The sequence below is a fragment of the Acinetobacter geminorum genome (assembly GCF_013009345.1).
Lineage (GTDB): Bacteria > Pseudomonadota > Gammaproteobacteria > Pseudomonadales > Moraxellaceae > Acinetobacter > Acinetobacter geminorum.
In genome coordinates this window covers 18,902-42,940 of the sequence record NZ_JABELE010000014.1, presented here as the reverse complement: position 1 = coordinate 42,940, position 24,039 = coordinate 18,902, and the positions used below count along the sequence as shown (strand labels likewise).

Sequence of the window (24,039 nt, the reverse complement as noted above, 5' to 3'; positions counted from 1 at the left end):
TGAATCTGTTAAACTTATTGAACGTATAGTAAAAAAGCTGCATAGGGGTTATGCAGCTTTTTTGTGTTTCAAGAGGGGCTGTGGTTATTTTCTACGTATACAACTAGAAACCAAATGAGTGGCATATTTGTTGCTTCTTAAATTTGAGATTCTTGTTTATAGGACTGAACAGAAAAACAATATTGTTCAGAGACCTACATAGACGTAAATATTCCACAGTTCAGATTTTGCATAGAGGCTACTTATGGCGGCGCCCAATTCTTCGGCAGGCTGGTTAGAGCGTTTATTTAAGCTAAGCGACAATAAAACCACTTTCCGAACTGAAGTTCTTGCTGGTGTAACTACATTCCTAACGATGTGTTACATCATTATTGTCAATCCACTCATTTTATCTGAAACCGGCATGGATCATGGTGCCGTATTCGTTGCGACCTGTTTGGCAGCAGCAATCGGATGTTTAGTAATGGGGATCATTGCTAATTATCCAATCGCACTGGCCCCTGGTATGGGTTTAAACGCTTACTTTACCTATTCGGTTTGTATGGGAATGGGCGTGCCATGGCAAACAGCTTTAGCCGCTGTTTTTGTTTCAGGCCTTGTCTTTCTTGCAATTAGCTTCTTTAAAATTCGTGAAGCGATTGTTAATGCGATTCCAATGTCACTTAAATTTGCAATCGGTGGTGGTATTGGTTTGTTCCTAGCACTGATTGCACTAAAAAATGCTGGAATCATTGTTGATAACCAAGCGACATTAGTTGGTTTGGGCGATATTAAACAGCCTAAAGTATTATTAGCGTTATTCGGATTTTTAATGATTGTGGTTTTACACCAATTAAAAGTTCGTGGCGCAATCATTATTAGTATTTTAGTTGTTACGGCCATCGCTACTGCTTTAGGTTTAAATGAATTTAAGGGTGTAGTGGGTCAAATTCCTTCAATTGCACCAACATTCATGCAAATGGACTTTGAAGGTCTATTTACTGCAAGTATGGTCGGCGTCATTTTCGTATTCTTTATTGTGGACTTGTTTGACAGCACAGGTACTTTGGTTGGTGTTTCACACCGTGCAGGTCTTTTACAAGACGGTAAATTACCTCGTTTGAAGAAAGCATTATTTGCAGACTCTACTGCAATCGTTGCAGGTGCCGCATTAGGTACATCTTCAACTACACCATATATTGAATCAGCTTCAGGTGTGGCAGCAGGCGGACGTACTGGTTTAACTGCTGTTGTGGTTGCAGTCTTATTTATCTGCTGTTTATTTTTAGCACCTCTCGCTCAATCTGTACCAGGTTTTGCAACGGCGCCAGCTTTATTGTTTATTGGTGTATTGATGATCCAAGGGATCACTCACATTGATTGGGATGATATTACTGAAGCTGTTCCAGCATTTTTAACCATTGTATTTATGCCATTCACCTATTCAATTGCTGATGGTATTGCAATGGGCTTTATTAGCTATGCATTAGTTAAATTATTCACGGGTAAGGCAAAAACTGTACCGTACATGGTATGGATTATTGCTGCACTTTGGGTATTTAAATTTATCGCATTTGGCGGTTAATATGATTTTTTATAATTTTCTTCTTGAGCTATCTTAGACATAGTTTTCAATAAGAAGAAAATTATAAAAGGGTGTGATTTTGACCACACCCTTTTTCTTTAGACGTGGAGTTAATATGAATCAAGTCGAGCTGATTCGCGCCTTACCAAAAGCCGAATTGCATGTACATATTGAAGGGACTTTCGAACCTGAATTAATGTTTGCAATTGCCCAGCGCAATCAGATTCAGATTCCTTACAAATCTGTTGAAGAAGTAAAGCAAGCTTATAACTTTCATAATCTTCAATCATTCTTAGATATTTACTATGCTGGGGCGAATGTTCTTGTACATGAACAAGACTTTTATGATTTAGCATGGGCTTATTTTGAGAAATGTGCCGAAGATCATGTCGTTCACACAGAAATGTTCTTTGACCCGCAAACCCACACTGACCGTGGTATTGCATTCTCAACAGTGATTAATGGTTTAAAACGCGCTTGTGCAGATGCCAAAGCTAAGTTTGGTATTAGCTCTCAACTGATTATGTGTTTCTTACGTCATTTAAGTGAAGAAGCTGCATTTGAAACACTTGAGCAGGCTTTACCATTTAAACAAGACATTATTGCAGTTGGCCTTGATTCAAGTGAAGTAGGGCATCCGCCAGCTAAATTTGAACGTGTTTTTGCTAAGGCGCGTGAAGAAGGTTTCTTAATCGTTGCACACGCTGGCGAAGAAGGCCCGCCTGAATATGTATGGGAAGCTTTAGATCTACTTAAAGTGAATCGTATTGATCATGGTGTGCGTTCTGAAGAAGACGAACAATTAATGGCACGTTTAATTAATGAAAAAATGCCATTAACAGTTTGTCCTTTAAGTAACTTAAAGCTATGTGTTGTTAAGGATATGAAAGATCATAATATCCGCCGTCTTTTACAAAAAGGCGTACATGTGACGGTTAACTCAGATGATCCTTCATATTTCGGTGGTTATATGAATGATAATTTCTTTGCCATTCAACAGGCATTAGATTTAACCAATGATGAGTTGAAGCAACTCGCAATTAACTCTTTTGAAGCCTCTTTCATTTCAGATGAAGAGAAACAAAAGTGGATTGCAGAAATCCAAAAAATTTAAATAAAAAAACCGCCCATCTCGGGCGGTTTTTTTATATATCAGGTTTATTTAGGTTGTTTGGTCATACTATTTAAAATATTGTCTTTATCAATAAAGTGATGTTTCAAAGCTGCAAGTACATGCCCAACAATGAGAAAACCGGCAAACCAAGAAATATAAATATGTAATGGTTTAACAACAGCTAAAAGCTCTGGGTTATCTTGCACTAAACGCGGAATTTCAAATAAATATAAAACAGGGGCAGGATGACCAGCACTCCAACTAAACAAGCAACCAGTGACAGGTAAAGCAACCAAAATCACATAAAGGAGTAGATGACCAACATGTGCCAAAGTTTTCATCATCGGTGACATAGTGTCAGGTAGTTTTGGAGCTGGATGTGTATAGCGCCATAAAATCCGGATAATTACCAAAAAGATAATTGTGGTTGCAATATTCTTGTGCAACGTAATCACATCACCTTTAAAGCTGCCATCAACGTCATAGCTTAAAAAATTTCCACTATAAAAGCCAATAACCCATGCGACGATGAAAATAATTGCCATCACCCAATGCAGAATTTGTGCGGTACGGGTGTAATACTGAGAGGAAGCAGCAGGCATAAAAGACCCTTTTTTTGTCGTTTTGATTTGTGATTTTAGGGGAAAGCACAGATTTTGAGAAATGTTTTATATGTGACAGAGCGTGCTAAAAACAGAACGTTTTACTCCCAAAAAAGCATTTGATGAGCTGAGTTTCGCTCGGCAAAATAGTTTGCATAAATGCATCAAATTATTTGTTTCTTCTAAAGTTGAGTTTAGGCACAATACGCGCTGCCAACGTTCAATCAAAGGAAAAATGATGAAAAAATTGATGCTCGCTCTAGCGCCAGTTGTTTTAGCTTTAACAGCATGTGCAACAACTACAGGCACTGGTACAGGTGCTGCTTCTGCACAAACCACAACTCAACAATTGGGAGTTGCTGCGTTAAAGGTTGCTGTAAATGCGAAATGTATTACAGAGATTAATAATGTTGCAGCTTGGAAAACAGCAACAAAATATATGACTGCTGAGCAACGTGATAGCATCCAAACGAATGTATGTGGTTGTGTGAGCGAAAAGGCTCCAAACAGTGTGACAGCAGTAGAATTAGCTGCAGCTGCACTTGATGTAAATACACGTGCTACAATCGTAAACCAAGTGGTTTCTAAAACTGTAAATGCTTGTGTGGCAGAAGCTTTACAAAAGTAATTAATAAATTATGTGTTAAAGAAGGCTGATTACTATTGATCAGCCTCTTTTGTTTAAAGGTAGTGAGTTGATGTTTATTGCTGGTGTAGATGAGGCGGGACGGGGGCCTTTAGTCGGTTCGGTTGTGGCAGCGGCCGTTATTTTAGATCCGAATAATCCAATTTTAGGATTAAATGATTCTAAAAAATTAACTGAAAAGAAACGTGAAAAGTTGTTTATTGAAATACAAGAAAAAGCCTTAGCTTGGTCAATTGCTGAAGCAACTCATGCTGAAATTGATGAGCTAAATATTTTACAGGCGACTTTTTTGGCTATGCAACGCGCTGTTGATAGCTTGAAAACTCAACCTCAAAAAGTGATCGTTGATGGTAATCAAATTCCGAAAGGAATTATTATTCCTTGTGAAGCCATTGTTGGTGGAGACGCAAGCCATGCTGAAATTAGTGCAGCAAGTATCTTGGCAAAAGTGACACGAGATCGACAAATGGCAGAATTAGATCAGCAATATCCGTTATTTGGTTTTGCCAAACATAAAGGATATCCAACCAAAGCACATTTTGAAGCGATTGCCGTGCATGGCGTGATTGATCAGCATCGTCGTAGTTATGCACCTGTTAAACGTGCTTTAGGTCTATAAATACAAGCACTTAAAAAATTTAAAGCGACTATAAAGTCGCTTTAATTAGGGAGAGAACAACTTCATACTAACGATTGAAGTTTTTCTGTGCATAATTATCATCTTCATAAGAAACTTGATAATCTTGATCAAGATGTTGAAGGTGTTCATGCATTGCACGTTCATGTTGAATACGTTGATAAATTTCTTCGCGATGAACAGAAACCTCTTTTGGTGCATTCACACCAATACGAACCTGGTTTCCTTTGACGCCAAGCACAGTAACACTGACTTGATCCCCAATCATTAATGTTTCCCCGACACGGCGGGTCAGAATCAGCATGTTTATCTCCTTGCTAAACGCTTAAAACTGCAATATTGGTACCCAAATAAAAAGCTCAACCTCAGTTTTCAGTCAGATTCTAACAGAAATATGAGAACAAAGTCATATTTTGATAATCACTGCCAAAAAACTTTCCGTTTAATATAACAGAGCCGCTATAAAAAAAACTATAGCGGCTCTGTGTTTTCTTTGATTATTGTCGGACAAGTAAACATTTTTTAATGAATTCTTGACCGTTTGGTAAAATTAAGCGCGGGCGCTGCTTTCACCATGTTCGCGATCTAAACCAAATGCGGTATGTAGGCAACGAACTGCAAGTTCAAGGTATTTCTCATCAATAATGACAGAAACTTTAATTTCAGAAGTTGAAATCATAAGAATATTGATACCTTCATCAGCAAGGGCAGTGAACATTTTGCTCGCTACACCTGCGTGTGAACGCATACCTACACCAACGATAGATACTTTAACGATGTCATCACGTGTTGAAACTTCACGTGCGCCAATATTTTTAGCAGTTTCGTTTAAGATTTTTTCAGCTTTCGCTAAATCAACACGGTTTACAGTGAAAGTGAAATCTGTAGTGCCATCTTCTTCAACATTTTGCACTATCATATCGACTTCGATATTGGCATCACTTACTGGTGATAAGATTTTAGAAGCAATGCCTGGTTCATCAGGTACACCTAAAATCGTTAATTTTGCTTCGTCACGGTTAAAAGCAATACCTGCAATAATTGGCTGTTCCATAGTATCTTCTGCCTCAGTAGTAATGAGTGTACCAACATTTTCTTTAAATTCGTCGTCAAAAACGCCGTCGTCGTCATTATCAAAGCTTGATAATACACGTAAAGGAACTTGATATTTCCCGGCAAACTCTACTGAGCGAATTTGTAAAACTTTAGAACCTAATGATGCCATTTCTAGCATTTCTTCAAAAGAAATACGGTCAATTTTTTTGGCTTTAGGAGCAACGCGAGGGTCAGTGGTGTAAACACCATCTACATCAGTGTAAATCTGGCATTCGTCAGCTTTTAAAGCAGCAGCAAGAGCAACACCAGAAGTATCTGAACCACCTCGACCTAGTGTTGTGGTATTTCCATTAGCATCAAAGCCTTGGAAACCAGCAACCACAATAACACGGCCTGCATCTAGGTCATTGGTCATGACATCTGTATCAATAGACTCGATACGCGCCTTGGTAAATGCACTGTCAGTTTTAATACCGACTTGACGTCCGGTATAGGATTTAGCTTCCACACCAATCGAATTAAGTGCCATAGCTAACATGGAAATCGTCACCTGTTCACCGGTTGAAACCATTTGGTCTAACTCACGTGGGTCAGGTGTTTCGGTAATGGCTTTAGCGAGAGCAAGTAGGCGGTTTGTTTCACCACTCATTGCAGATACGACCACAACAACCTTGTGACCGTGATCATGCCAACGCTTCACACGACGAGCAACATTTAAAATGCGCTCGGGGGTACCCATAGAAGTACCGCCATATTTTTGAACGATTAATGCCATATCGCCTAAACCCTTATAATTAAACGGGAAAAGTATATTCTTGCTTCCTTGGTTTCATTATATGTACACCATTATGTACATAAATGAAATTGCTGAGTTTATCTAGCAAGCCGTGATTCGGCGGACAGTATATAGTAACGTAAATATGCTAACAATCATTGATCTGGACTAATTTCATCAAGTTTGCTGATTGTTAGCTTCGGTACAACTTATATAGCTTTTTTTAGTTGCTTCTTTTGCTGGCATTCTTCCTCCCACTTCATTACATCAGTAGCGAGGTATCTTTTCATTGTTCCGCCCTCAGAACTTAATGCCGGGGCTGGGAATGGAATCCCCCAAGGTGTGTTAATTTCCCACCGATTAAGTGTGCGTTTAGTAATATGAAACATCTCACACACATTGTTAGATGTCAGATATTTATCCACATTAGCCCTCCTTACTTTCCGCTTTAACTTCTAACTGGATGCCTTCATATGTGCCATCACCCCCACAATTCAGACAGTGTGTATATATGCCTAAACCATCCCCATCAGGACTAAAGTTTTCAGGTAATGAAACATCTATAAATTCAGTACCGCCAATTGGCTTCGTATGAATATGAGGGGCAAGGCCGTAATAGGGGAAAATGCATTCACCGTTCCCGTCATCACAAAAATCACATGTTTTAACTTTTAATCCACTCATCCTTTAGTTCCTCAACTCATTACGTTCTTTCTTCAATTGACGCAAAAGGTTGTGAAGGGTAACGGTTACAGCTTTATCTAAACTTTTAGTTGAATGGAATTCTGCAAGCTGAGACAGTGCTAAACCAAAAATGTGATATGCAAAAACTTTTGCAGCTTCCGGATTGTTTTTGATAAGCTCCTCAGTACTTGGACAAATGATTTCTTCAAAAATATGAAGAGCCACCTGATCCGGAGTACCTTCAATACGGCTAGGGCTCAAATTAACTTCACCAATAACTTTGCTCATTGTTGAGAATCCTCACTTAAAATTTCCCATTCACCCCAATCGCCCAAATAACCAGATTTTGAAATGCTTGTTGTAATCACTTGACCATCATCACAAGTTACTTTCATTCGATTGGCATCTATGCGAACAGCTTTATAAACAACATCCATTTGTAAATTTGCTGGTAAAGGACTTGAGCCATTTACAGATTTAATTCTTACTTCCATTTTTAAGCCCTCAAATATTCTTCTTTAGTCCACTCAACAAACTCTCTATAAAGCTGCTGGGCAGGTTTATTTAATCGGTTGTGATAGTCGATCGTTATGCGCCGCCAAGCAACTGGTACCGCATAATGCTTTGTTAGAAACATTGCTTGGTCCATGCCTTGCCGGACTATTACGTAGCCCAGCAATTGCAAGTAGTACATAAAACCAAGCATGTGTTTTTGGCTCACTTTCTTGTACTGATCTTTCATGTTAGAAACCGTCCACTAATAAATAATCAGGGGTAGATTCTTGTTGAGTAGGTGTAGGATTCTCTAATTCATAGCGGCGTTTTCTCACATACCCCATTAGCTTCGGTTGAATCTGCGGATCTCGTGCAGCCACGTCTATTTCCAAAGCATCTAGCGTTGTAAGGTCTGGTGCAGTTTGGATTTGAACCATTAAAGAGGGTGGCTCATTAGCAGATGCCTTTTCTTTTTCTAGCTCTTCAAGACGTTTGTGAGTGGCGAGAAGGATAGGCTTCATTTGTTCGTCATCCCATGTGCGGGTATAACGATAAACCGCATTTACTTCTGCAGGTGTTTTTGACTCTTTTACACGCTGTAGAAGAGTATCTAGGGTTTGCTGATACTCATTGTTTTTTTCTTGCTCAGGTGTAGGCTGAGTTAAAAAATCTTCAGGTGAAGACACATAAGGTTGTTCTGTAATAACAATCGCACTATCTAAAGCTGATCCTATATTTTCTGAAATATCTTCGGATTGCACCAATGAGTCTTCAGAAGTAGTTACATTTGTTTGCTCAGTAATAACAATTGTAGGTTGTTTAACTTCATCAACAATTTCAGAAGTCTTTTCTACAACTACTGTCTGTGCACCTTTTGATTTCTTAGCACGCTGTTTCTTTGGTTCGTCACCTAGGCGAATAACACTAAAATCGTCACTAACTTCAAAACCTAACGCTTTAGATAGTGCTTTTAATTGAAGCTTGGCGTTTTCTGCATCACGTTGAACAAAGCCGCTATTAATAGATTCAATTAATGCGGTGGTTCTAAAATTCACGACGTAAATAGAAGGCGAATATGTAGTAATTACAAAAACATCCTGTCCTTCCTCATATTCATCAATAGTTAATGGCTTTGTGAATGTAATGCCAGCCAGCTCAATAGTTTCGATTTTGATGCAGAATTCAAAACCCGGTTTACCAAAAACAGAAGCGGGGAATTGATCTAAGTCAGAAAAGTCCAACATGTCTCCAATAGGACGACATAGAACAGTTTTACCTTTTTGAAGTGCTGCAAATGCTTCTTGAGCAGTTAAAATATTTTTCATGCTGTCATCCCCGTTTTCGCTAAGGTTTCAATTTCTTGTTTAACTGCCTTAAGTTTTGCCGCTTCAATTTGGATAAGGGCATCGATACCTAAGTGCTCACAAACTGTTTTTACATCGAGGCCACGTTCAGCAATAAAGTTTTGAAGTTCATCTCTTTGTTGATCTGAGATACCGTTAAATTCAGGTGGACTAATCCAAGTGCCACGTTGTTTATCAAACGTGCAATTCAATGCTTTAGCTCTCATTAACATTGCTTGTCGCATGTTCTGGTAATACATGTGTTCTTTATCAAGCGACTCAGTTAATTGATTAAGGTCACCTGCATGCTCAGCTTCTTCACAGCTTTGTTTCCAGTTTTCTAGCTCTTCTTGGGCTTTAGCTGCTGCAAGTTGTGCAGGCGTTAAGGTGTTAATGTGATCTTTAGCTTGAGTAATCAGGTCAGCCAAGAAAGTAGGGTGTGCTTTAAGATCAGGTACCCATACTTCACCGGTTTCACCGCCTAAAGCACCTGAGTTTTTCGCATGATGTGTAGGCGAAGGTTTGAAATTAATAACGCGGGCATTTTTACCTTCACCAGTAGTAACAGTTGTTAGATAACCCATGACATCTGCGATACGGTAAAGCTCGTTACGGTTTTTACCACCTAGATCTGGGCGGTAAATAATTTGATCACCGTTTTGATCTTCTGATGCGTGTGCAATGAAAACAACATCTTTACCTAAACTGATCAAAGTATTGATGTATTGCTTGAACGTTTGGTTCGCTAAACCTTGAGCCTTTAACTTTAAAGAACCATCTTTTTGACGGTTATTTGCCGTTAGTAACAGGTGGGTTTTAATGCATTCAAGCATTGCACCCACGGTATCAATGACTACGGTTTTATATGGTGCTAAGTCCTGCGGAGTAAGGTTTGCAACATCACTCCATTGTTGAACCTGTACAACCGCACCACGACGTAATTCACCAGTACGGTGAGCACCACGGTCAAAGTCAAAAGAAATTGCTTTTTCCGCAGTAAAGCCCATTGATGATTTACCTAAACCCGGATCAGCGTATAGGTACACAATAATTGCTTGAACCAATAAGGTTTGATCAGCCGTAATAATAGGTAGAGCCATTTTTCTTATCCTCATCTAGAGCCGGTGAAGCCGCGTTTTTGCTTGTAAGCCTTGCGGTCATAAGTAGGGATATTTGTTTCACGCAGTTTTATTGCGAGCTGCTTTCTGCGTTGAAAATCGATTTCTTGTGTGAGTTCATTCCAAACTTTTGGATAGTCGGTTTGAAACTTAGACACATTTAAAGGCGTCTTAACTCCGTCTTTAACTTTGTAAAGAACTGAGCCATTAGCATTAGATGCGTACACTTGCCAGCCAATGCGGACAGAGTAGAGACCCTTATCATCACGGCCTAAAAATGACTTGTAGCCGTCAGGATGTTTTTTGAAATTAGACATGTTCAGCCTCCTTACATTCGCATGTACCAACAAAGGCATACGTAAGCGGGCTAGGAGCATCAACAGGTGAGACGTCCTTAATATTTAAAGGAATAATTTCTTTGCGATATTTAACTAAAACCACATCACCTTCACGGCAATTGACAATTCCTTCTCTTGAAGAAAAACGTGCAGATTTAGAAGATTGGGTTACTCTGCAAAATGAAACCTCATCACCAGCTTTGATTTTTGAACGGTCAACAGGAATCATCTTCTTGCAAGTAGGGCAGTTATAATCTTTCATTAGGCTGCCTCCAACCATTTATTACGGTCGATATAGCCCGCTAATAAAATATTTATGTTTTTATGGTCGTCATGATTGGTGAAATCATTCCAAGGTTTGCCGCTTAAGTCAGTTACTGACTCAATAGCAAGGTTAGTAATTTCAGCCGCTGTAAAATCAGATCCAGCTACACCATAGCTATCAGCTACGCCGTCAAAATCGAAGCTTACGTTTAATTTGAAGCCGTCTATGCGGATAACAGCTACACCAGTTTTTTCACCAGTTTGCTTAATTCCTAAGAGTTCATATTCAGAAGCAACTACTTGTTTGCTTTCATATGAGTAATTAGAAGGGACGCTAGAATTAGCAGTTCGATATTCACAAGAACTCAAGGCTACAAGTACAGCAATTGCTGTAACTCCAGTTATCTTATGCTTGTTTGAAAAGGTTTTTACGTTCATAATTGATCTCGCAGTTTGTAAAAGCACATCGGACCTGGGGAGGGCGGTGTGCTTTTTTGTTGTCTGTGAGATAAATATTAGGTAAACCTAATTATTAAGTCAATAGGTATTCCTAATAAAATTAGAAATACCTAATTTTTGTGCTTTAATAGACAAAAGAAAACCCATCACAGGGATGGGTTGTTTGGAGTTTGTTATGGATAAAAATCAATTGAAATTTTTAGAAGAACTAACCGATTTATCGCATAAACATGGAATTTATTTAACTAATATCTTAGATGAAGCCAGTAACACAAAAGATGATATCTATATGGCCGAGATAGAAGGTCATATGAATTCAGCTGGCTATGAGCTGCAAGAAAATGGATCTTTAGTATTTACTTGGTATTAAACTAATTTAACACTTAATCCTGAATTAACCCCGCCAGGAAGCCCTAGAAAAGTATCAATTCCAATGTTTTTTCTTAGATCGGCTAGTAGGTCGTTTGGATTAACTGTAATTCCAATTTTTTGGATTGATTCACTTCGCGCATTAGACACTTCTTTTGCGCGATATACTTCTAATTCTTTATTTTCGTTAATAGCAATACGTGCTAATGCACGAATATAAAAACGATTAAATTCACCTTCTGCAAGTGTTTCATGTGCATTACTTGGTGTTTTAGATGCTCTACCATTTTTATCTACTGAAGAGGCATTAAACATATGGTCTTTACGAATTGCATTAGCAAGAGTTTGTTCATTACCCCCCTTAATGCTCTCAATTAAAATATTTGGATAACTATCAATCCCATGTTGATTAAATCTTTTACTGTAATACAGGGTGTTGCTGGAGATGTCTAAATTCACCTCTTCAAGCATTGCATTTCGTACATTGTCATTTAAGTCTAAAAAATTAAAACCCATGTTCTTCTCCACCCGATCTGTTGTTAAGACTGTGTCGGGTTCACAGTTTATTAATCTTTTGTGTTATTAATTTTCTGACCTAGCTTTCCTTCTTTTACCAACTGCACGACCTGCTCATTAGTAAGCACAGGAATAAAGACTTTGTCGCCAATATCTTTAGAAAGAATCTTTACTTCTTCAGCAGTCAACACCAAAGCTTCACCATGTTTCGCAGCATCATTGATGCGAGCAATAATCTGGTTGATTGGTCGTTTTGAATTGTCCATAAGTCTTCCTGTGATTAATGCGAATAAGGATGTTCTTGTCTGTGCTGACTTGGCGGCACGATATCTGTAATAGCGGTAATACTTTCAACCTCGTCCATTTCAAAGAAAAATCGCTCCCCACCATTCACAGAAAGCAAACTTAAAACCCCACCATTGATGCCGACAAATTCTTTAATTGTGCATCTTCCATCCTTCAAGCACACCTGAACAAACTCATTCGGCACAAGATCTGCATCAGGGTCGCATACAACATACCAGCCATTACGAATTGCTGGAAACATTGAGTCGCCAGTGCCTTTAATGCCATAGGCTCTTGGTCCTGCTGTATGAGTTGGAACATAGCCGTCACCCGCATTTCCGTCATACCCCATATCAGTGAAGTACCCATCCATCCCCATCTTTGAATAAGCTTTTACAGGAACCCAACGCTTAGATGATGGGATAAACGGTTTTTCGATAATTGTTGAAAATAAAAGAGCTTCATCACTATCACTAATATTGTATTTCTTTTTAAATTTCTCGATATCAAGTTGCTTAAATTTATCCTTAGTGCTTGTTTGAATCTCTCCTGTTCCAGATGCTAGCCATAAAGGATTAACATTCAAAAATTTTGAAGCACGTAATAAATTTTCTCCTTCCATTGTTTTGGATTTACCAGATAGCCAATCACTCACAGAAGGAGGTTTTACTCCGACTGCACGAGCAAGTTCGACACCTTTGATCTTTTTAGGTGGCAATACTTCCATGGCATATCTAAGTCGTTCAGCAAGAGTGTTCATACAACTATCCTCACAATGTTAGGAAATCCTAACATAAATAAAATTAGGTATTCCTATTGATTTAATATAAGGAATGCCTAATAATTAAAGAAAAATTAGGAGCACGTTATGAATGACGCACAACTTATAGACAAGCTAGGTGGTGTCACAGCGGTAGCAAGACTTCTGGGGATTGCTCCGTCATCAGTTAGTGGATGGAAAGCTATTCCCCTTGATAGAAAAATCAGGCTAGCAGTTATTGCTGAAGATCTTGGTTTAACAACGCGAAAAGAGCTTTTCCCTGATAACTATCAAGATATTTGGATTGAACTTCGTCCCCAGACGACAAAAAGCAAAAACCTTGGATCATTAACCGCTTAGGACCTTAACCATGAGCAAAGTATCAAATGAATTGCCTGCAAGCGCTAGCAATAACGAGTCGCTCATATTGCAAGCACTTAACGCTAGCAACCAAAGACAAGTAGCAGAGATGATAAATGTCGATGCGAGCATCCTTTCACGGATGAAAACAGAAAAGAAATCAAATGGATGGACTGAGATTGAGTTTATTAGCTTTTTGTTGACAGCCATTGGTTTGAAGGTTGTGCAAGAAAGTGATGTGTATTGCTCACCTGAAATTGCAGAAGCAACGCGAGTTTATTTAGCACATGCATTCACTTCCCCTGAATACATGCGGATTTTATTCAAATAAAAAACCACTACCTGCGGGAACAGGAGTGGTTTCGCATTCACAAATTTAGGAACCCATGAATATGCAAACTAATTTATCAGAACAACTAATCGAACTCAACTCACCAGATTTTTTAATAGGTGACGTTGTAGTGCTTACTAAAGAGTGCCGAAATTTTAAATCAAACGATTTATTTGAGGTTAGAAATAAAACTTTGACTAGGTTGTGGACTATCCAATCAGAGAATCATTTGATTCTGGTTTCATCAAAAGAAATCCGCACAGCAACAGTTGCAGAACTTAATGCCAAACGCCGGCTAACAAGCGCTGAGCAAGCATTAGCGGAGGTGTCATGAACAGCTTTACACAGCAAATCAAAGATTCTCGTCAGCAGAGCGAAATCCAATCTTTTTATGAGCCTGCATTGCGAGTGCTTGAGCACCTATTTGAGGTGAAAAAGCAAAATTTACGCAACAAAGGTTATGACGAAAATAATGCGGCGGTAACCAAAGTTGAATTTTCAGAGGCTATGGCTCGTCAATTTCGCATAACGCAATGGTTAGCACAGCAGATTGTAACTAGCTTAACCAAGGCGTATTTGGTTGATTCTTTTGGAGGCTATGTTAAGCCAAAGGATGGTGAAAAGTGAGATATGCAGTAAGAAGAAAACAGGATATTTCCGTTTCCACCACACCGCTAGAGGTGGTGATTCCACTGGAACAACCAGTAAAGATCTATTCGGCTAAAGAATTAGCAGCCATGCCACTTTCAGTCATGAATGCCGCAATTGAGGCTCAGGAAAGATTTTATCAACTTGAAGAATTAACCCATATGGGGGGGCAGGCTATAGCAGTTCGCCGTCTCATGGAGGATGGGCACAAACTAATTCAGGTGAAAGAAAAGTCTCGTATTCGCTACAAAATCAACAACGAATTTATTCCTCCAAGAATTATTCGTCAGTTGGAAATGCGCGGTCTTGTAAAATTAGGAGCAGTCACTGATGTATAAATATCTCCACCATATCAGCGACTTTATGGTTGCTACAGCGCACCTTAGCCCAGTTGAAGAGTGCTTTTATCGCCGTGCTCTCGATTTTTATTATTTGAATGAAAAACCATTACCCAAAGAAACCCAGTCGGTTTTTCGTCGGTTACGTGCAAATACCCAAGAAGAAAGGGATGCAGTATTAATTGTGCTGCAAGAGTTTTTTGTGGAAGAGGAAGACGGGTTTCACAACAAACGTTGTGATTCAGAAATCGCCGCTTATCAAAAAGTAGGGGATAAAAATCGTGAAAATGGTAAGAAAGGTGGGCGTCCACGTAAGGAAAAACCAAAAGAAAACCAAAGTGAAGGCGACTCGGTTAATTCTGAAAACCCACAAAAACCCAGTGGGTTAATTTTGGGTTCTGAAAGTGAAAGCCAAAAAAACCTTAACCATAAACCGTTAACCGATAACCAATATATAGATAGTAGTAGTAATGCGCGTGAAGAAAATTCGCAATTTACACCAATCCAATTTGCTCAGTATCAGATCGATGATCACAAGCGTTACTCAATGCGTGAATTCATTTCTGAATACAGCGAGTTTCAATACGATTTCATCTCACTTGCTCAACAAAGATTTGTTTCTGTACCTGAAATCGACTTGAGAACCATGATTCAAAATTTCGGTGACTGGTACTTTGCAAACGAATCAAGCTCGTTGAATACACCAAGCATCTGGTTGGTTAAGTGGTTCTCTTGGGTTCAAAACAACGAGAAACAAGTTGCTGCTAACCGCAAGAAGCAAGAGCAAATCACTTCAGTTGGGCAAAAAACACAAGAGCCGGGTTACTTCGCAAATCTTTTTGAAGAACAAAACCAGTCTCAAATCGTGGATGTAACCCCTTCAAAAAAGTTTCTAGTGAGTGAGGAGGTAGGTCATGCATGAGATTACCTTGAACGAAGTGCGTCAATTAATCGCTTCTCTTCGCACTGTTTACGCTGCTCAGTTCAATAAGCAATTTCCAGCAACAGGCGAAAGCGCAATTCCTCTGTCAGTGGTTGAGCAAATCGCACTTAAAACACTGGTTGGCGTTCAACAAAACCAATTTAACAACGCACTTGGTCGTTTACTTACAGCAGGTGGACGCTTTATGCCGTCATTTGCCGAGTTTCGCACCTGGTGTATCGGTGAAAGTTGGATGTCTCCAGAAGAAGCTTGGTCTCGCGCATGTAAGTTTACAACTGACCGTTCCGTGGTTATTACCCAAATCACTAAGTACGCCTTAGACGAGGTTAGGTATTTGATCGAAGCCGGCCAAATGCGAGCAGCTCAAGATAATTTCTTCGGGACCTACAACGTGATGGTTGCTAAAGCTCAGTTAAAAGGCCGTCAGCAAGAGTTTTACACTCCACCGCTACAACTAGAACACAAAGAACCTAAACACGTTCCTGTGAGCAATGACGAGGCTCAAAAGCATCTCAAATCATTGATGGAAAGATTAAAAATCAATGGTCGTAAACCTGCACCAGTTCAAAAACTTGAGGCAAAAGAAAAAGAGCCTGAGCTTATAAAAGAGTTGGGCCCTGATCCTTTCGATAATCCACACGAATACGCAGAGATGTGCCGTCGGGAGGGTATGCCAATTCCTAGAAATATTCAGCGATTGATTGATGGGGTGAATGTATGAATTCCATGACAAAAAATAAGTTATTTGGATTAGCTGATGATCGAACTGATGTATGGGCTACGCCGCAAGATTTTTTCGAAAAATTGGATCGAGTATTTAACTTTGATTTAGACGTTTGTGCTCTGCCTGAAAACGCTAAATGTGAACGTTATTTTACACCTGAAATTGATGGTCTAAAGCAAGAGTGGACTGGGACATGCTGGATGAATCCACCTTACGGCAAAGAAATCATCGATTGGGTTGCTAAGGCAGCGGAAACAGCAAGTAAAGGGCATACGGTAGTTGCACTCGTTCCAGTAAGAACTGATGCCCGATGGTTTCAAGATTACTGCTTAGGAAGAGAAATTCATTTTATTCGTGGACGCCTAAAGTTTGGTGGTTCTAAAACGAATGCACCTTTTGGTTGCTGTGTTGTGGTGTTTAGACCAAGCCTGATAGACGTCAGTTGGGAGAAATCAGCATGACTAAATTCGAGATTTTAAGCTGTGGCTTACTCATTTCGTGTGTAACAGCAGTACTTTGCGGTGCGGTGGTTTTGTGGTGGTTGGCGCGTAAAGAGCTAGATGAAAAAGGATATCGCCATGAGTAAATGCCAACACTGTGCAGTTGAAGAGTTAATAAATTCTTACTGCGGTTTTGCAGAAGTTAAGGCTCTTTGTGAAAAATTACGAGGCCGATATAACCGTAGTGGCTTATCTAATACTGATTACAACGAGTTACTTCAATTAGAGAAGGCACTTGACCAAGCGAAGAAGTTTAATGCGGAGGGCGCAAAAAATGGACAGTAGATGGATTGAAGCGCAACGCCGTGAAATGGAAAAGCTTATTTCACCAGAGCTAATCAAGTCGAGAGATTTAGCACGTCAAAGTTACTTCGATCATATGGAAAAAGAAATGGCTGACCACGTATCACGCTCAATTGAACCACTCAGCGGTAAAAAGCAAAGCACTCTGGTTGAACTAAGGGAGTCAATTGAAAAACTGGCTCAGAAGTATAAACAAGATGCTCATTCTTCCAGCCTTTTTGGTGATCAGGATAAAGCGCGAGTTTATAACTGCTTTGCTAATCAATTGGACCATTTGCTGAAAGGTGGTGCTTGATGTCATCAGTCAGCATTGCTGAATACCGTAAGTTATTTCCTATTAAGAAAAATAAAAAGCGGCGTTCAGCAAAGCAAGTTGCCAGACAACCAAGTGTGGGTGAAATGGTTCTGGCAACGCATTTAAGAGCATGCAAGATAGGTTTTGAACAGGAATATAAGTTCCATCCAAAACGCAAATGGAGAGCTGATTTTCTGATTACTGGTACAAAAATTTTGATTGAGGTTGAAGGCGGGATCTGGAGTGGAGGCCGCCATACAAGGGGCAAAGGCTATATAGGGGATATGGAGAAATACAACTCCGCAGCAATGATGGGTTTTACAGTTTTACGGTTCAGCACAGAGCAAGTTAAGTCCGGTATGGCATTAAAGCAAATTGAATTATTAATTAAGGGTAAATAGGAAGGCGATTATGTTGGTTGAAAAGTTTGATTTTATTGAGTTACTTCGCCTTGCTATTGCTCAAGGCAAAGCTGAAGGAAAGAAAATTTCGAAAGATGTAGTTTTAGGTGAATTAGCGCTGTTATCGCCAGCTGCAAAGCTTTGGGCCACTGTCTTGATTGAAAAGGTTGATTTTGAGCGAATCGCAATAATTACCCCAGCACAAAAACAGACTGAAACTTTTTACAGTAAGTATGACTTTAATTTTCAAACCGAACGCCGTATTGAAGATATTCCGGGTAAGGTTGAGTTTGTTCGTGGTGAGATTAAATCAGGTAATTTTTTCCGAGCGCGAAATAAATTAGCGGTAGAGATTCATAAAGAAATGGTAAAGAAAAAATTTACCCCTACTAATGCCCAAGGTGATCTTACTAATCTGGCAAAAGGTATGGCTGAGATTATTTTGCGTGGCCATGTTTTTGTTAAGGCTATGTGTGGAGTCTGCCAAGGGTTGGGTAAAATTGAGACATTTGGTTTAAATGGCTTTCCAAATGGGGCCATGTTTTGTGGGAAGTGTAATGGAACTGGAAAACGACCATATACGTTGAAAGAGAAAATGAATATTGCTGGCATTGATGCAACTAAAACAGCTTATATAAAGAGTTATCAGAAATTTGAGCTGTTTGGAGAATCAATCGTTGCTGAATGGGAAAATGAAATTAGAACGCGTATTTCTCGATCATTCCGTTTTGAACTTCCTGATAGTCAAGAAACTTACGCTTGACAGTTGGGTATACACTTGAGTATAAAGATTTCTAAAATGGGCGAAATGTAAAGTAATCGCCAGAATGAATTTAAGAGCTCGCCAATCGGTGGGCTTTTTTATTTTTAAATATTTCAGTATTATCAGTGTGTTGCTTTAAGTAACACTAAACCTTATTGATCAGCGCACATATCAAAAAAAGGGGAGCTTGCCTACTAGGCAAGCTTTTTAAATTGATGATTTAAACACAATAATCCATTTTAAAGCTCAATAGAAAGATCAAACTTCCATAGCTTTTATTTGTACTAATTTATTGAATATAATCGTTTTTATAATTTTTAAAATTTTCTTAAACTAAAAATGGAAAATTTCTTGTTGCAACATTGTTATAATAGGACTACCTTAAGAAAAATACTTTATAAAAATGAGGAGCTGCTGAAATGACACAGTATCTCATGTTTGCGGAAAATATTTATAACAAAATTAAAGATGAGGAATTGTTTTCACATGACTGTATTGAAAATATGAACTTACTTATGACATGTATACGCAGAGAAATTAAGGGAACAAAATTTAAATTAAAATATAATTTTATTGATTTTGTTGAATTGTTTAGTAAACAATTAGATGAATGTAAAGTAAAAATAGATGTGAGTTTGATTCCTCCTCATAATTCAGAAGGTGAGTATATTTTATGGTTAGCTGGATTTATCGAAAAAATTACAGAAGGTGGACCTAAACCACCTCCGCCTATAAAGAAATTTATTCCAGAGTATATGAGCTTCAAATCTGAATTAGATTTTTTACCCTTAAATGAGGAAAAAATTCAAAACGAAGGTAAAGAAATTACGGATTACTTTAATTCAAAGCTTTATAAGGCAACTTTTAAGAAGTAATACTATATTGCCTGTGAGTTTAGCCACCGCCTTAGGGCGGTTTTTTTATGGGCAAGATAAATGGACGATAAAGAGTACTTTTGGCTTACTCGGAAAAAAGAACCTAAAACCAAGCCTAAATCCAGACCGCTACCTAAAGCTACTCAAAAGTACTTAGAGGCAGAGGAAGAATTTACTGAAGCTTTAGACAATCTGGAAATTAAATACGAAAAGAAATTCCAGTTTAAATCAACAAAGCATTGGCGTTTTGATTTTCATTTAATTGAACATCGTATTTTAGTTGAAATTGCTGGCGGTCCCTGGTCAGGTGGACGAAAGGGCAAGCTGGCAACAAAGGCGTGGAGTATGGACCGTTACGATGTTGCTGAATCAATGGGATATACCGTTGTTCGGTTAGAGGCAGCACCAAGATTTAAGATTAATGAATCTGGTCCATTACAGATCCAAGCTCATTTCGCAAGCCAATGGCTAAAGAATTTAAAGAGGCAAATATTTAATGGATCAGATCAGACCATTTCCTCCAACTGATTTTATGGATCAGGCAGAAGAAGAGGAAGCACTCCGTTTAATACCGGCACCTGATTTAAAACAATGGGTAGTTGCTAATTTTCTTACGCTTGGTGGTCCTTTACATAATCCAGACCATGACCATATCGCTGAGATGCTTCATGACAATGAGGGTTTCTTGGCTTTTGCATGGGCTTCTTCTGCTTATACCAGAGCTAAGCGTATGGTGCTTGGCCAATGTGAAAAGGTTATGTTTCAACAAGGCGGCTGGAAGAAAGCCCGACAAGAGCAGCAAATGCGCGACTGGTTCGGATTCGTTCCAGTTTACTTAATCACAATCGATGCAAGCTTTTGTGAAAAGGCAAACGATAGCGAGTTCTGTGCTTTGCTTGAACATGAGCTTTATCACATCGGTGTAGAACGAGACTCGGACGGTGAAATTATTTACAGTGATCATACTGGCTTACCAAAGCACTATTTAGCCTGTCACGATGTGGAAGAGTTTATCGGTGTTGTAAAACGCTGGGGAGCAAATGACAGTGTTAAGAGGCTTATTGAAGTTGCTAAAAACCCGCCGTTTGTTTCTGATTTAGATATTTCGAAATGTTGTGGAAACTGCGTAATCAATTGAGCCTTATGGCTCTTTTTTTTGCCCATTTTGTTATACGTAGTTATACGATGAGGAAGTTATGGCGACACTAAAAGAGCCTGTAAAAATCTTTATAGTTCAGTCTCTTGCTTGTCGTGATACACCTCAAGAAGTGGCTGAACTCGTAAAACAAGAATTTGGCGTTGATATAGATCGTGTTCAAGTTGCAACTTATGACCCTACAAAGGTTGCTGGTAAGAACTTAAGCAAAAAGTATGTCGAACTATTTGAAAAAACCAGAGATGAGTTTGATAAAGGTTTGATTGATATTCCTATTGCTAATAAGTACTACCGATTGAAGCAATACCAAAGACAGCTTGAGAAGACTAGAAACGTCAAAACAGCCTTAAAAATTCTTGAGCAAGCCGCTAAAGACATTGGTGGTCAATTTACTAATCGCCAAGAAATTACAGGCAAAGACGGCGGACCATTACAAACGGTTAATTCGGATGTGCCTGTTCCAATGGAAGATTACTTAAAAGCGCGGAGGGAAGTCTTAGATGAGTACTGATGCGGCTCGGGATAAAGCCATCCTGATTGAGGCGCAAGAAGATTTATATTTCTTCACAAGGTACATGTTTAAGGAGCGCCGTGGTTATAAATGGATGCAAAATTGGCACCACTTAGAAATCTGCGAAGCATTAATGAAAGTTTATCGCGGAGAGATAAAGCGGTTAATTATTAACGTTCCACCACGATATTCTAAAACTGAAATTGCTGTAATTAATTTCATGGCTTGGTGTTTTGGTAAGAATCCAGACTGTGAGTTTATTCATATCAGTTACTCGGCAATGCTTGCCGCAAATAATGCCTTCCAAATACGAACCCTTGTGCAAGAAGAGGCGTATAGAAAAGTCTTTCCCGAGCTTACATTGCGTGATGATAGTAAGGCTAAAGACTTCTGGAGAACTTCCCAAGGTGGTGTCTGCTATGCGACTGGTACAGGCGGCACGATTACCGGTTTTGGTGCAGGAAAACTTCGTAAAGGCTTTGGCGGCTGCATTATTATTGATGACCCGCACAAAGCACATGAAGCTTCATCAAAAACTATTCGAGAAGGGGTAATTGATTGGTTTCAGAACACACTCGAATCGCGTACTAACTCGCCAGATACGCCGATCATTGTGATTATGCAGCGACTTCATGAAGATGATTTAGCTGGATGGTTGCTAGGTGATAGAAAAGACGGCGTTCCTGTAGCTGGTGGTAACGGTGAAGTGTGGGAGCATCTATGTCTTTCAGCTATTCAGGAAGACGGATCCGCACTGTGGCCAGCAAAACACAATATCCAAAAATTGAGGCTAATGGAGCAAGCAGCACCATATGTATTTGCCGGGCAGTACCGACAAATGCCATCACCGCCAGCAGGCGGTTTTTTTAAGCCCGACAATATTCAAATTGTTGATGCTTTGCCTGCGGATGTATTGAAACAAGTTAGGGCTTGGGATTTTGGGGCTACCGAAAATGAGGGCGACTTTACAGTAGGTGTGCGAGAAGCTCTAGGCGCAGATGGTTTTACTTACATTGTCGATGTAACTAGAGGACAGCTTGGACCTGACAATGTGAATAAGCGCTTAGAACAAACAGCAAAAATAGATGGGAAAAAAGTTTCTGTGCGTCTACCACAAGATCCCGGTCAAGCTGGTAAATCGCAAGCTAGTTCATTTGTGAAGCTTCTTGCGGGTTATAGCGTGATAGCTAAGCCAATTTCAGGTGACAAGCTTACACGGGCACAACCATTTGCGGCCCAAGTTAACGTGGGAAATGTACGAATGCTCAAAGGTGAATGGAATAAGGATTTTATTGATGAGCTTCGTCATTTTCCTAACGGTACACATGACGACCAAGTGGATGCAGCTTCAGATGCGTTTAATGAATTACATGAAGGATTTGAAACCTTCTTCGCTGATATGGGATTTGCTCGATGAGTGATGTAACTTTTCAACATGCTGAATATGTTAAGAACTTGCCATACTGGCAAAAACTTGATGATGTTTGTGAAGGTGAAGATGCAGTTAAGGCTAAAGGTGAAAAATATTTGCCGATGCCAAATGCACATGATAAATCACCTGCAAATAAAAGCGCTTATGAGGCTTATCTTACCCGTGCAGTCTTTTATGAAGTAACAGGGACTACATCAAATAGTTTAGTTGGTGCAGCTTTTGCAACCGATCCAAGTTTTAAATTTCCTCCGGAACTTGCTCATTTAGAACGTAATGCAAATGGTGCTGGTTTAAGTACTTATCAATTGGCTCAAAATGGAATTCGCCATTTATTGAAGCATTATCGTTGTGCTTTATATGTAGATTATCCCGATGTGCCACCAGCTCGTAATCTAGCGGAATTTAAAGCGCAAAAAGCCTATCCAATGATTCATTTATTGAATGCCATAGATGTAGTGAATTGGGATTCAGTAATGGTCGATAACCAGAAAAAACTTTGTCTCGTAGTTATCCGTGAATTTAGGTCTGAGCGCGGTGCTGATGGATTTAGTAAAACCGAACAAGAGCAATATCGTGTACTTCGTTTAGAGCAAGAGGGTAATGGGGAATATATTTATTCCGTTCAGGTGTATACAAAGGGTGAAAAGGGTAACTGGGTTGGCGGAGATAAGAAGTTTCCAACAGATTACAACGGGAATTTCTGGACTTATATACCTTTTACATTTGTAGGTGCAATTGATAATTCAGAAGAGATTAAAAAGCCTCCATTACTTCCTTTGGCTAATCTCAATTTAGCCCATTACAGAGACAGTGCGGACTTTCAAGAGTCCGTTTTTTATATGGGGCAACCTCAATACTTTGCAAAGGGTGTTACATGGGAATGGTACGACCAAGCCAAAAAACGTGGCATATACATTGGTGCGAAAGTACTTTTGCCTTTACCTGAAAATGGTGGATTAGGAATTGTTCAAGCCGACCCTAATACTCTTGCCCGGGAAGCGATGAAAGATAAGTGGGAAAAAATGAAGGAGATGGGGGCACGTTTAATCGAGAAGGGTTCTGGAAGCAAAAAGACTGCTACAGAGGCAAATAGTGATGACGCCGTTCAACATTCCGTTCTTTCGCTTTGTGTAGTCAATATGAATGAAGCCTTGTCAGCAGCATTACGATGGGCTGCTAAGTTTGTAACGCCTAATGTGGATGTTCTAACTAAAGATGATTTGATGTTCGAAATCAGTCAGGAATTTAATAAACAAGGGTATCAAGCTGAACTAGCTCGACAATTATATGAGGCAGCTTTACAAGGCCGTTCTTCATTTAAATCTTGGTGGGAATACAACCAAACAGGTATGTTCCCTAAACAAAAATATGAAGAAGAGCTTCAGAATGTTGAAGCAGAGCAAGATGGGACTTTAAATCAAAAGGTAGAGTGAG

40 protein-coding genes are annotated in these 24,039 nt (G+C 39.3%); 24 read left to right on the top strand and 16 right to left on the bottom strand.

Annotated elements, in window-relative coordinates; all coding sequences use genetic code 11:
* The first annotated feature begins 244 nt into the window (after window positions 1–244).
* Entirely contained in the window at window positions 245–1,564 is a 1,320-nt protein-coding gene (locus HJG58_RS13975; protein WP_170249354.1) for an NCS2 family permease, read from the top strand.
* A 115-nt stretch (window positions 1,565–1,679) separates the two neighbouring features.
* Entirely contained in the window at window positions 1,680–2,678 is a 999-nt protein-coding gene (locus HJG58_RS13970) for an adenosine deaminase (RefSeq protein ID WP_170249352.1), read from the top strand.
* A gap of 44 nt (window positions 2,679–2,722) precedes the next feature.
* Here the strand turns inward: HJG58_RS13970 and HJG58_RS13965 are convergent, their stop codons facing one another.
* Window positions 2,723–3,280, bottom strand: coding sequence for a cytochrome b (locus HJG58_RS13965; protein ID WP_078220412.1), 558 nt, complete (start codon window positions 3,278–3,280; stop codon window positions 2,723–2,725).
* A gap of 238 nt (window positions 3,281–3,518) precedes the next feature.
* On the opposite strand from HJG58_RS13965, the gene HJG58_RS13960 reads away from it, so the two are divergent.
* Both HJG58_RS13960 and rnhB read left to right on the top strand, forming a co-directional pair.
* Complete coding sequence (locus HJG58_RS13960; RefSeq protein WP_005076998.1) at window positions 3,519–3,908, top strand: hypothetical protein; 390 nt, start codon at window positions 3,519–3,521, stop codon at window positions 3,906–3,908.
* 70 nt (window positions 3,909–3,978) lie between these two features.
* Complete coding sequence (gene rnhB, locus HJG58_RS13955; protein ID WP_170249351.1) at window positions 3,979–4,545, top strand: ribonuclease HII; 567 nt, start codon at window positions 3,979–3,981, stop codon at window positions 4,543–4,545.
* Between the two features lie 67 nt (window positions 4,546–4,612).
* Here rnhB and csrA read toward each other — a convergent pair whose 3' ends face one another.
* The 12 genes from csrA to HJG58_RS13895 form a co-directional block, all read right to left on the bottom strand.
* Window positions 4,613–4,867 (bottom strand): carbon storage regulator CsrA, encoded by a 255-nt coding sequence (gene csrA, locus HJG58_RS13950; RefSeq protein WP_000906487.1) that lies wholly within the window; start codon window positions 4,865–4,867, stop codon window positions 4,613–4,615.
* A 246-nt stretch (window positions 4,868–5,113) separates the two neighbouring features.
* Window positions 5,114–6,394: an aspartate kinase gene (locus HJG58_RS13945; protein WP_002115333.1), complete on the bottom strand. Its 1,281-nt coding sequence runs from the start codon at window positions 6,392–6,394 to the stop codon at window positions 5,114–5,116.
* 209 nt (window positions 6,395–6,603) lie between these two features.
* Window positions 6,604–6,819, bottom strand: a complete 216-nt coding sequence (locus HJG58_RS13940) for a hypothetical protein (RefSeq protein ID WP_000362184.1) — start codon at window positions 6,817–6,819, stop codon at window positions 6,604–6,606.
* 1 nt (window position 6,820) lies between these two features.
* Window positions 6,821–7,078, bottom strand: coding sequence for a hypothetical protein (locus HJG58_RS13935; protein ID WP_000015928.1), 258 nt, complete (start codon window positions 7,076–7,078; stop codon window positions 6,821–6,823).
* Between the two features lie 3 nt (window positions 7,079–7,081).
* Complete coding sequence (locus HJG58_RS13930) at window positions 7,082–7,366, bottom strand: hypothetical protein (RefSeq protein WP_000048750.1); 285 nt, start codon at window positions 7,364–7,366, stop codon at window positions 7,082–7,084.
* Window positions 7,363–7,572 carry a hypothetical protein gene (locus tag HJG58_RS13925; protein WP_000453808.1) on the bottom strand — a complete coding sequence of 70 codons (210 nt, stop codon included), beginning with the start codon at window positions 7,570–7,572 and terminating at the stop codon, window positions 7,363–7,365. Before HJG58_RS13925 ends, HJG58_RS13930 begins: the two co-directional genes overlap by 4 nt.
* Before the next feature lie 2 nt (window positions 7,573–7,574).
* Entirely contained in the window at window positions 7,575–7,820 is a 246-nt protein-coding gene (locus HJG58_RS13920) for a hypothetical protein (RefSeq protein ID WP_000654849.1), read from the bottom strand.
* Window position 7,821: 1 nt separating this feature from the next.
* Complete coding sequence (locus HJG58_RS13915) at window positions 7,822–8,898, bottom strand: hypothetical protein (RefSeq protein ID WP_020752379.1); 1,077 nt, start codon at window positions 8,896–8,898, stop codon at window positions 7,822–7,824.
* Complete coding sequence (locus HJG58_RS13910) at window positions 8,895–10,016, bottom strand: ATP-binding protein (RefSeq protein WP_004793763.1); 1,122 nt, start codon at window positions 10,014–10,016, stop codon at window positions 8,895–8,897. Before HJG58_RS13910 ends, HJG58_RS13915 begins: the two co-directional genes overlap by 4 nt.
* A gap of 11 nt (window positions 10,017–10,027) precedes the next feature.
* Window positions 10,028–10,351, bottom strand: coding sequence for a hypothetical protein (locus HJG58_RS13905; RefSeq protein ID WP_170249348.1), 324 nt, complete (start codon window positions 10,349–10,351; stop codon window positions 10,028–10,030).
* Complete coding sequence (locus tag HJG58_RS13900; protein ID WP_000656410.1) at window positions 10,344–10,634, bottom strand: hypothetical protein; 291 nt, start codon at window positions 10,632–10,634, stop codon at window positions 10,344–10,346. Before HJG58_RS13900 ends, HJG58_RS13905 begins: the two co-directional genes overlap by 8 nt.
* On the bottom strand, window positions 10,634–11,074 hold the full coding sequence (locus HJG58_RS13895) for a hypothetical protein (protein ID WP_041172359.1): 441 nt from the start codon (window positions 11,072–11,074) through the stop codon (window positions 10,634–10,636). The genes HJG58_RS13900 and HJG58_RS13895 overlap by 1 nt, the downstream gene beginning before the upstream one ends.
* Before the next feature lie 196 nt (window positions 11,075–11,270).
* Here HJG58_RS13895 and HJG58_RS13890 point away from each other — a divergent pair, with 196 nt between their 5' ends.
* The gene (locus tag HJG58_RS13890; protein WP_000360255.1) at window positions 11,271–11,465 is read left to right on the top strand and encodes a hypothetical protein; all 195 of its coding nucleotides are present in this window, start codon (window positions 11,271–11,273) and stop codon (window positions 11,463–11,465) included.
* On the opposite strand, the gene HJG58_RS13885 is transcribed toward HJG58_RS13890, so the two are convergent.
* From HJG58_RS13885 to HJG58_RS13875, 3 genes are read right to left on the bottom strand one after another with little or no spacing between them, the layout of a single operon-like run.
* A complete protein-coding gene (locus HJG58_RS13885; RefSeq protein ID WP_000506575.1) occupies window positions 11,462–11,980 on the bottom strand; it encodes a hypothetical protein in 519 nt (172 codons plus the stop codon). The genes HJG58_RS13890 and HJG58_RS13885 overlap by 4 nt on opposite strands.
* A 50-nt stretch (window positions 11,981–12,030) precedes the next feature.
* Entirely contained in the window at window positions 12,031–12,246 is a 216-nt protein-coding gene (locus tag HJG58_RS13880; protein WP_000370485.1) for a hypothetical protein, read from the bottom strand.
* A 14-nt stretch (window positions 12,247–12,260) separates the two neighbouring features.
* Window positions 12,261–13,025, bottom strand: coding sequence for a LexA family transcriptional regulator (locus HJG58_RS13875; RefSeq protein WP_065388113.1), 765 nt, complete (start codon window positions 13,023–13,025; stop codon window positions 12,261–12,263).
* A gap of 108 nt (window positions 13,026–13,133) precedes the next feature.
* Here HJG58_RS13875 and HJG58_RS13870 point away from each other — a divergent pair, with 108 nt between their 5' ends.
* The 19 genes from HJG58_RS13870 to HJG58_RS13780 all read left to right on the top strand — a co-directional run bounded on the left by HJG58_RS13870 (window position 13,134) and on the right by HJG58_RS13780 (window position 24,038).
* A complete protein-coding gene (locus HJG58_RS13870) occupies window positions 13,134–13,385 on the top strand; it encodes a Cro/CI family transcriptional regulator (protein WP_000996060.1) in 252 nt (83 codons plus the stop codon).
* A 10-nt stretch (window positions 13,386–13,395) separates the two neighbouring features.
* Window positions 13,396–13,716 (top strand): hypothetical protein, encoded by a 321-nt coding sequence (locus HJG58_RS13865; RefSeq protein WP_000049332.1) that lies wholly within the window; start codon window positions 13,396–13,398, stop codon window positions 13,714–13,716.
* A gap of 61 nt (window positions 13,717–13,777) precedes the next feature.
* A complete protein-coding gene (locus HJG58_RS13860) occupies window positions 13,778–14,050 on the top strand; it encodes a hypothetical protein (RefSeq protein WP_086376855.1) in 273 nt (90 codons plus the stop codon).
* Window positions 14,047–14,343 (top strand): hypothetical protein, encoded by a 297-nt coding sequence (locus HJG58_RS13855; protein ID WP_162278177.1) that lies wholly within the window; start codon window positions 14,047–14,049, stop codon window positions 14,341–14,343. The genes HJG58_RS13860 and HJG58_RS13855 overlap by 4 nt, the downstream gene beginning before the upstream one ends.
* Window positions 14,340–14,702: a hypothetical protein gene (locus HJG58_RS13850; RefSeq protein ID WP_001268068.1), complete on the top strand. Its 363-nt coding sequence runs from the start codon at window positions 14,340–14,342 to the stop codon at window positions 14,700–14,702. The genes HJG58_RS13855 and HJG58_RS13850 overlap by 4 nt, the downstream gene beginning before the upstream one ends.
* A complete protein-coding gene (locus HJG58_RS13845) occupies window positions 14,695–15,624 on the top strand; it encodes a YdaU family protein (protein ID WP_000280082.1) in 930 nt (309 codons plus the stop codon). The genes HJG58_RS13850 and HJG58_RS13845 overlap by 8 nt, the downstream gene beginning before the upstream one ends.
* On the top strand, window positions 15,617–16,366 hold the full coding sequence (locus HJG58_RS13840; RefSeq protein ID WP_000544513.1) for a hypothetical protein: 750 nt from the start codon (window positions 15,617–15,619) through the stop codon (window positions 16,364–16,366). Before HJG58_RS13845 ends, HJG58_RS13840 begins: the two co-directional genes overlap by 8 nt.
* On the top strand, window positions 16,363–16,830 hold the full coding sequence (locus HJG58_RS13835) for a DNA N-6-adenine-methyltransferase (protein WP_001087504.1): 468 nt from the start codon (window positions 16,363–16,365) through the stop codon (window positions 16,828–16,830). Before HJG58_RS13840 ends, HJG58_RS13835 begins: the two co-directional genes overlap by 4 nt.
* Complete coding sequence (locus tag HJG58_RS13830) at window positions 16,827–16,955, top strand: putative phage replication protein (RefSeq protein ID WP_000159939.1); 129 nt, start codon at window positions 16,827–16,829, stop codon at window positions 16,953–16,955. The genes HJG58_RS13835 and HJG58_RS13830 overlap by 4 nt, the downstream gene beginning before the upstream one ends.
* Window positions 16,948–17,154 (top strand): hypothetical protein, encoded by a 207-nt coding sequence (locus HJG58_RS13825; RefSeq protein WP_000030898.1) that lies wholly within the window; start codon window positions 16,948–16,950, stop codon window positions 17,152–17,154. Before HJG58_RS13830 ends, HJG58_RS13825 begins: the two co-directional genes overlap by 8 nt.
* Complete coding sequence (locus HJG58_RS13820) at window positions 17,144–17,467, top strand: hypothetical protein (protein WP_043041592.1); 324 nt, start codon at window positions 17,144–17,146, stop codon at window positions 17,465–17,467. Before HJG58_RS13825 ends, HJG58_RS13820 begins: the two co-directional genes overlap by 11 nt.
* Window positions 17,467–17,868 carry a DUF559 domain-containing protein gene (locus HJG58_RS13815; RefSeq protein WP_002120863.1) on the top strand — a complete coding sequence of 134 codons (402 nt, stop codon included), beginning with the start codon at window positions 17,467–17,469 and terminating at the stop codon, window positions 17,866–17,868. Before HJG58_RS13820 ends, HJG58_RS13815 begins: the two co-directional genes overlap by 1 nt.
* 10 nt (window positions 17,869–17,878) lie before the next feature.
* Entirely contained in the window at window positions 17,879–18,631 is a 753-nt protein-coding gene (locus HJG58_RS13810; RefSeq protein WP_000959661.1) for a hypothetical protein, read from the top strand.
* Window positions 18,632–19,050: 419 nt separating this feature from the next.
* Complete coding sequence (locus tag HJG58_RS13805; protein ID WP_000195754.1) at window positions 19,051–19,506, top strand: hypothetical protein; 456 nt, start codon at window positions 19,051–19,053, stop codon at window positions 19,504–19,506.
* A 60-nt stretch (window positions 19,507–19,566) separates the two neighbouring features.
* Window positions 19,567–20,034 carry a hypothetical protein gene (locus tag HJG58_RS13800; protein WP_003313085.1) on the top strand — a complete coding sequence of 156 codons (468 nt, stop codon included), beginning with the start codon at window positions 19,567–19,569 and terminating at the stop codon, window positions 20,032–20,034.
* Window positions 20,003–20,644, top strand: coding sequence for a putative metallopeptidase (locus tag HJG58_RS13795; protein WP_003313084.1), 642 nt, complete (start codon window positions 20,003–20,005; stop codon window positions 20,642–20,644). The genes HJG58_RS13800 and HJG58_RS13795 overlap by 32 nt, the downstream gene beginning before the upstream one ends.
* A gap of 58 nt (window positions 20,645–20,702) precedes the next feature.
* Window positions 20,703–21,173 carry a DUF2280 domain-containing protein gene (locus tag HJG58_RS13790; RefSeq protein ID WP_031965423.1) on the top strand — a complete coding sequence of 157 codons (471 nt, stop codon included), beginning with the start codon at window positions 20,703–20,705 and terminating at the stop codon, window positions 21,171–21,173.
* A complete protein-coding gene (terL, locus tag HJG58_RS13785) occupies window positions 21,163–22,590 on the top strand; it encodes a phage terminase large subunit (RefSeq protein WP_031965422.1) in 1,428 nt (475 codons plus the stop codon). Before HJG58_RS13790 ends, terL begins: the two co-directional genes overlap by 11 nt.
* On the top strand, window positions 22,587–24,038 hold the full coding sequence (locus HJG58_RS13780; RefSeq protein WP_001286359.1) for a DUF4055 domain-containing protein: 1,452 nt from the start codon (window positions 22,587–22,589) through the stop codon (window positions 24,036–24,038). The genes terL and HJG58_RS13780 overlap by 4 nt, the downstream gene beginning before the upstream one ends.
* The last annotated feature ends 1 nt before the right edge of the window (window position 24,039 follow it).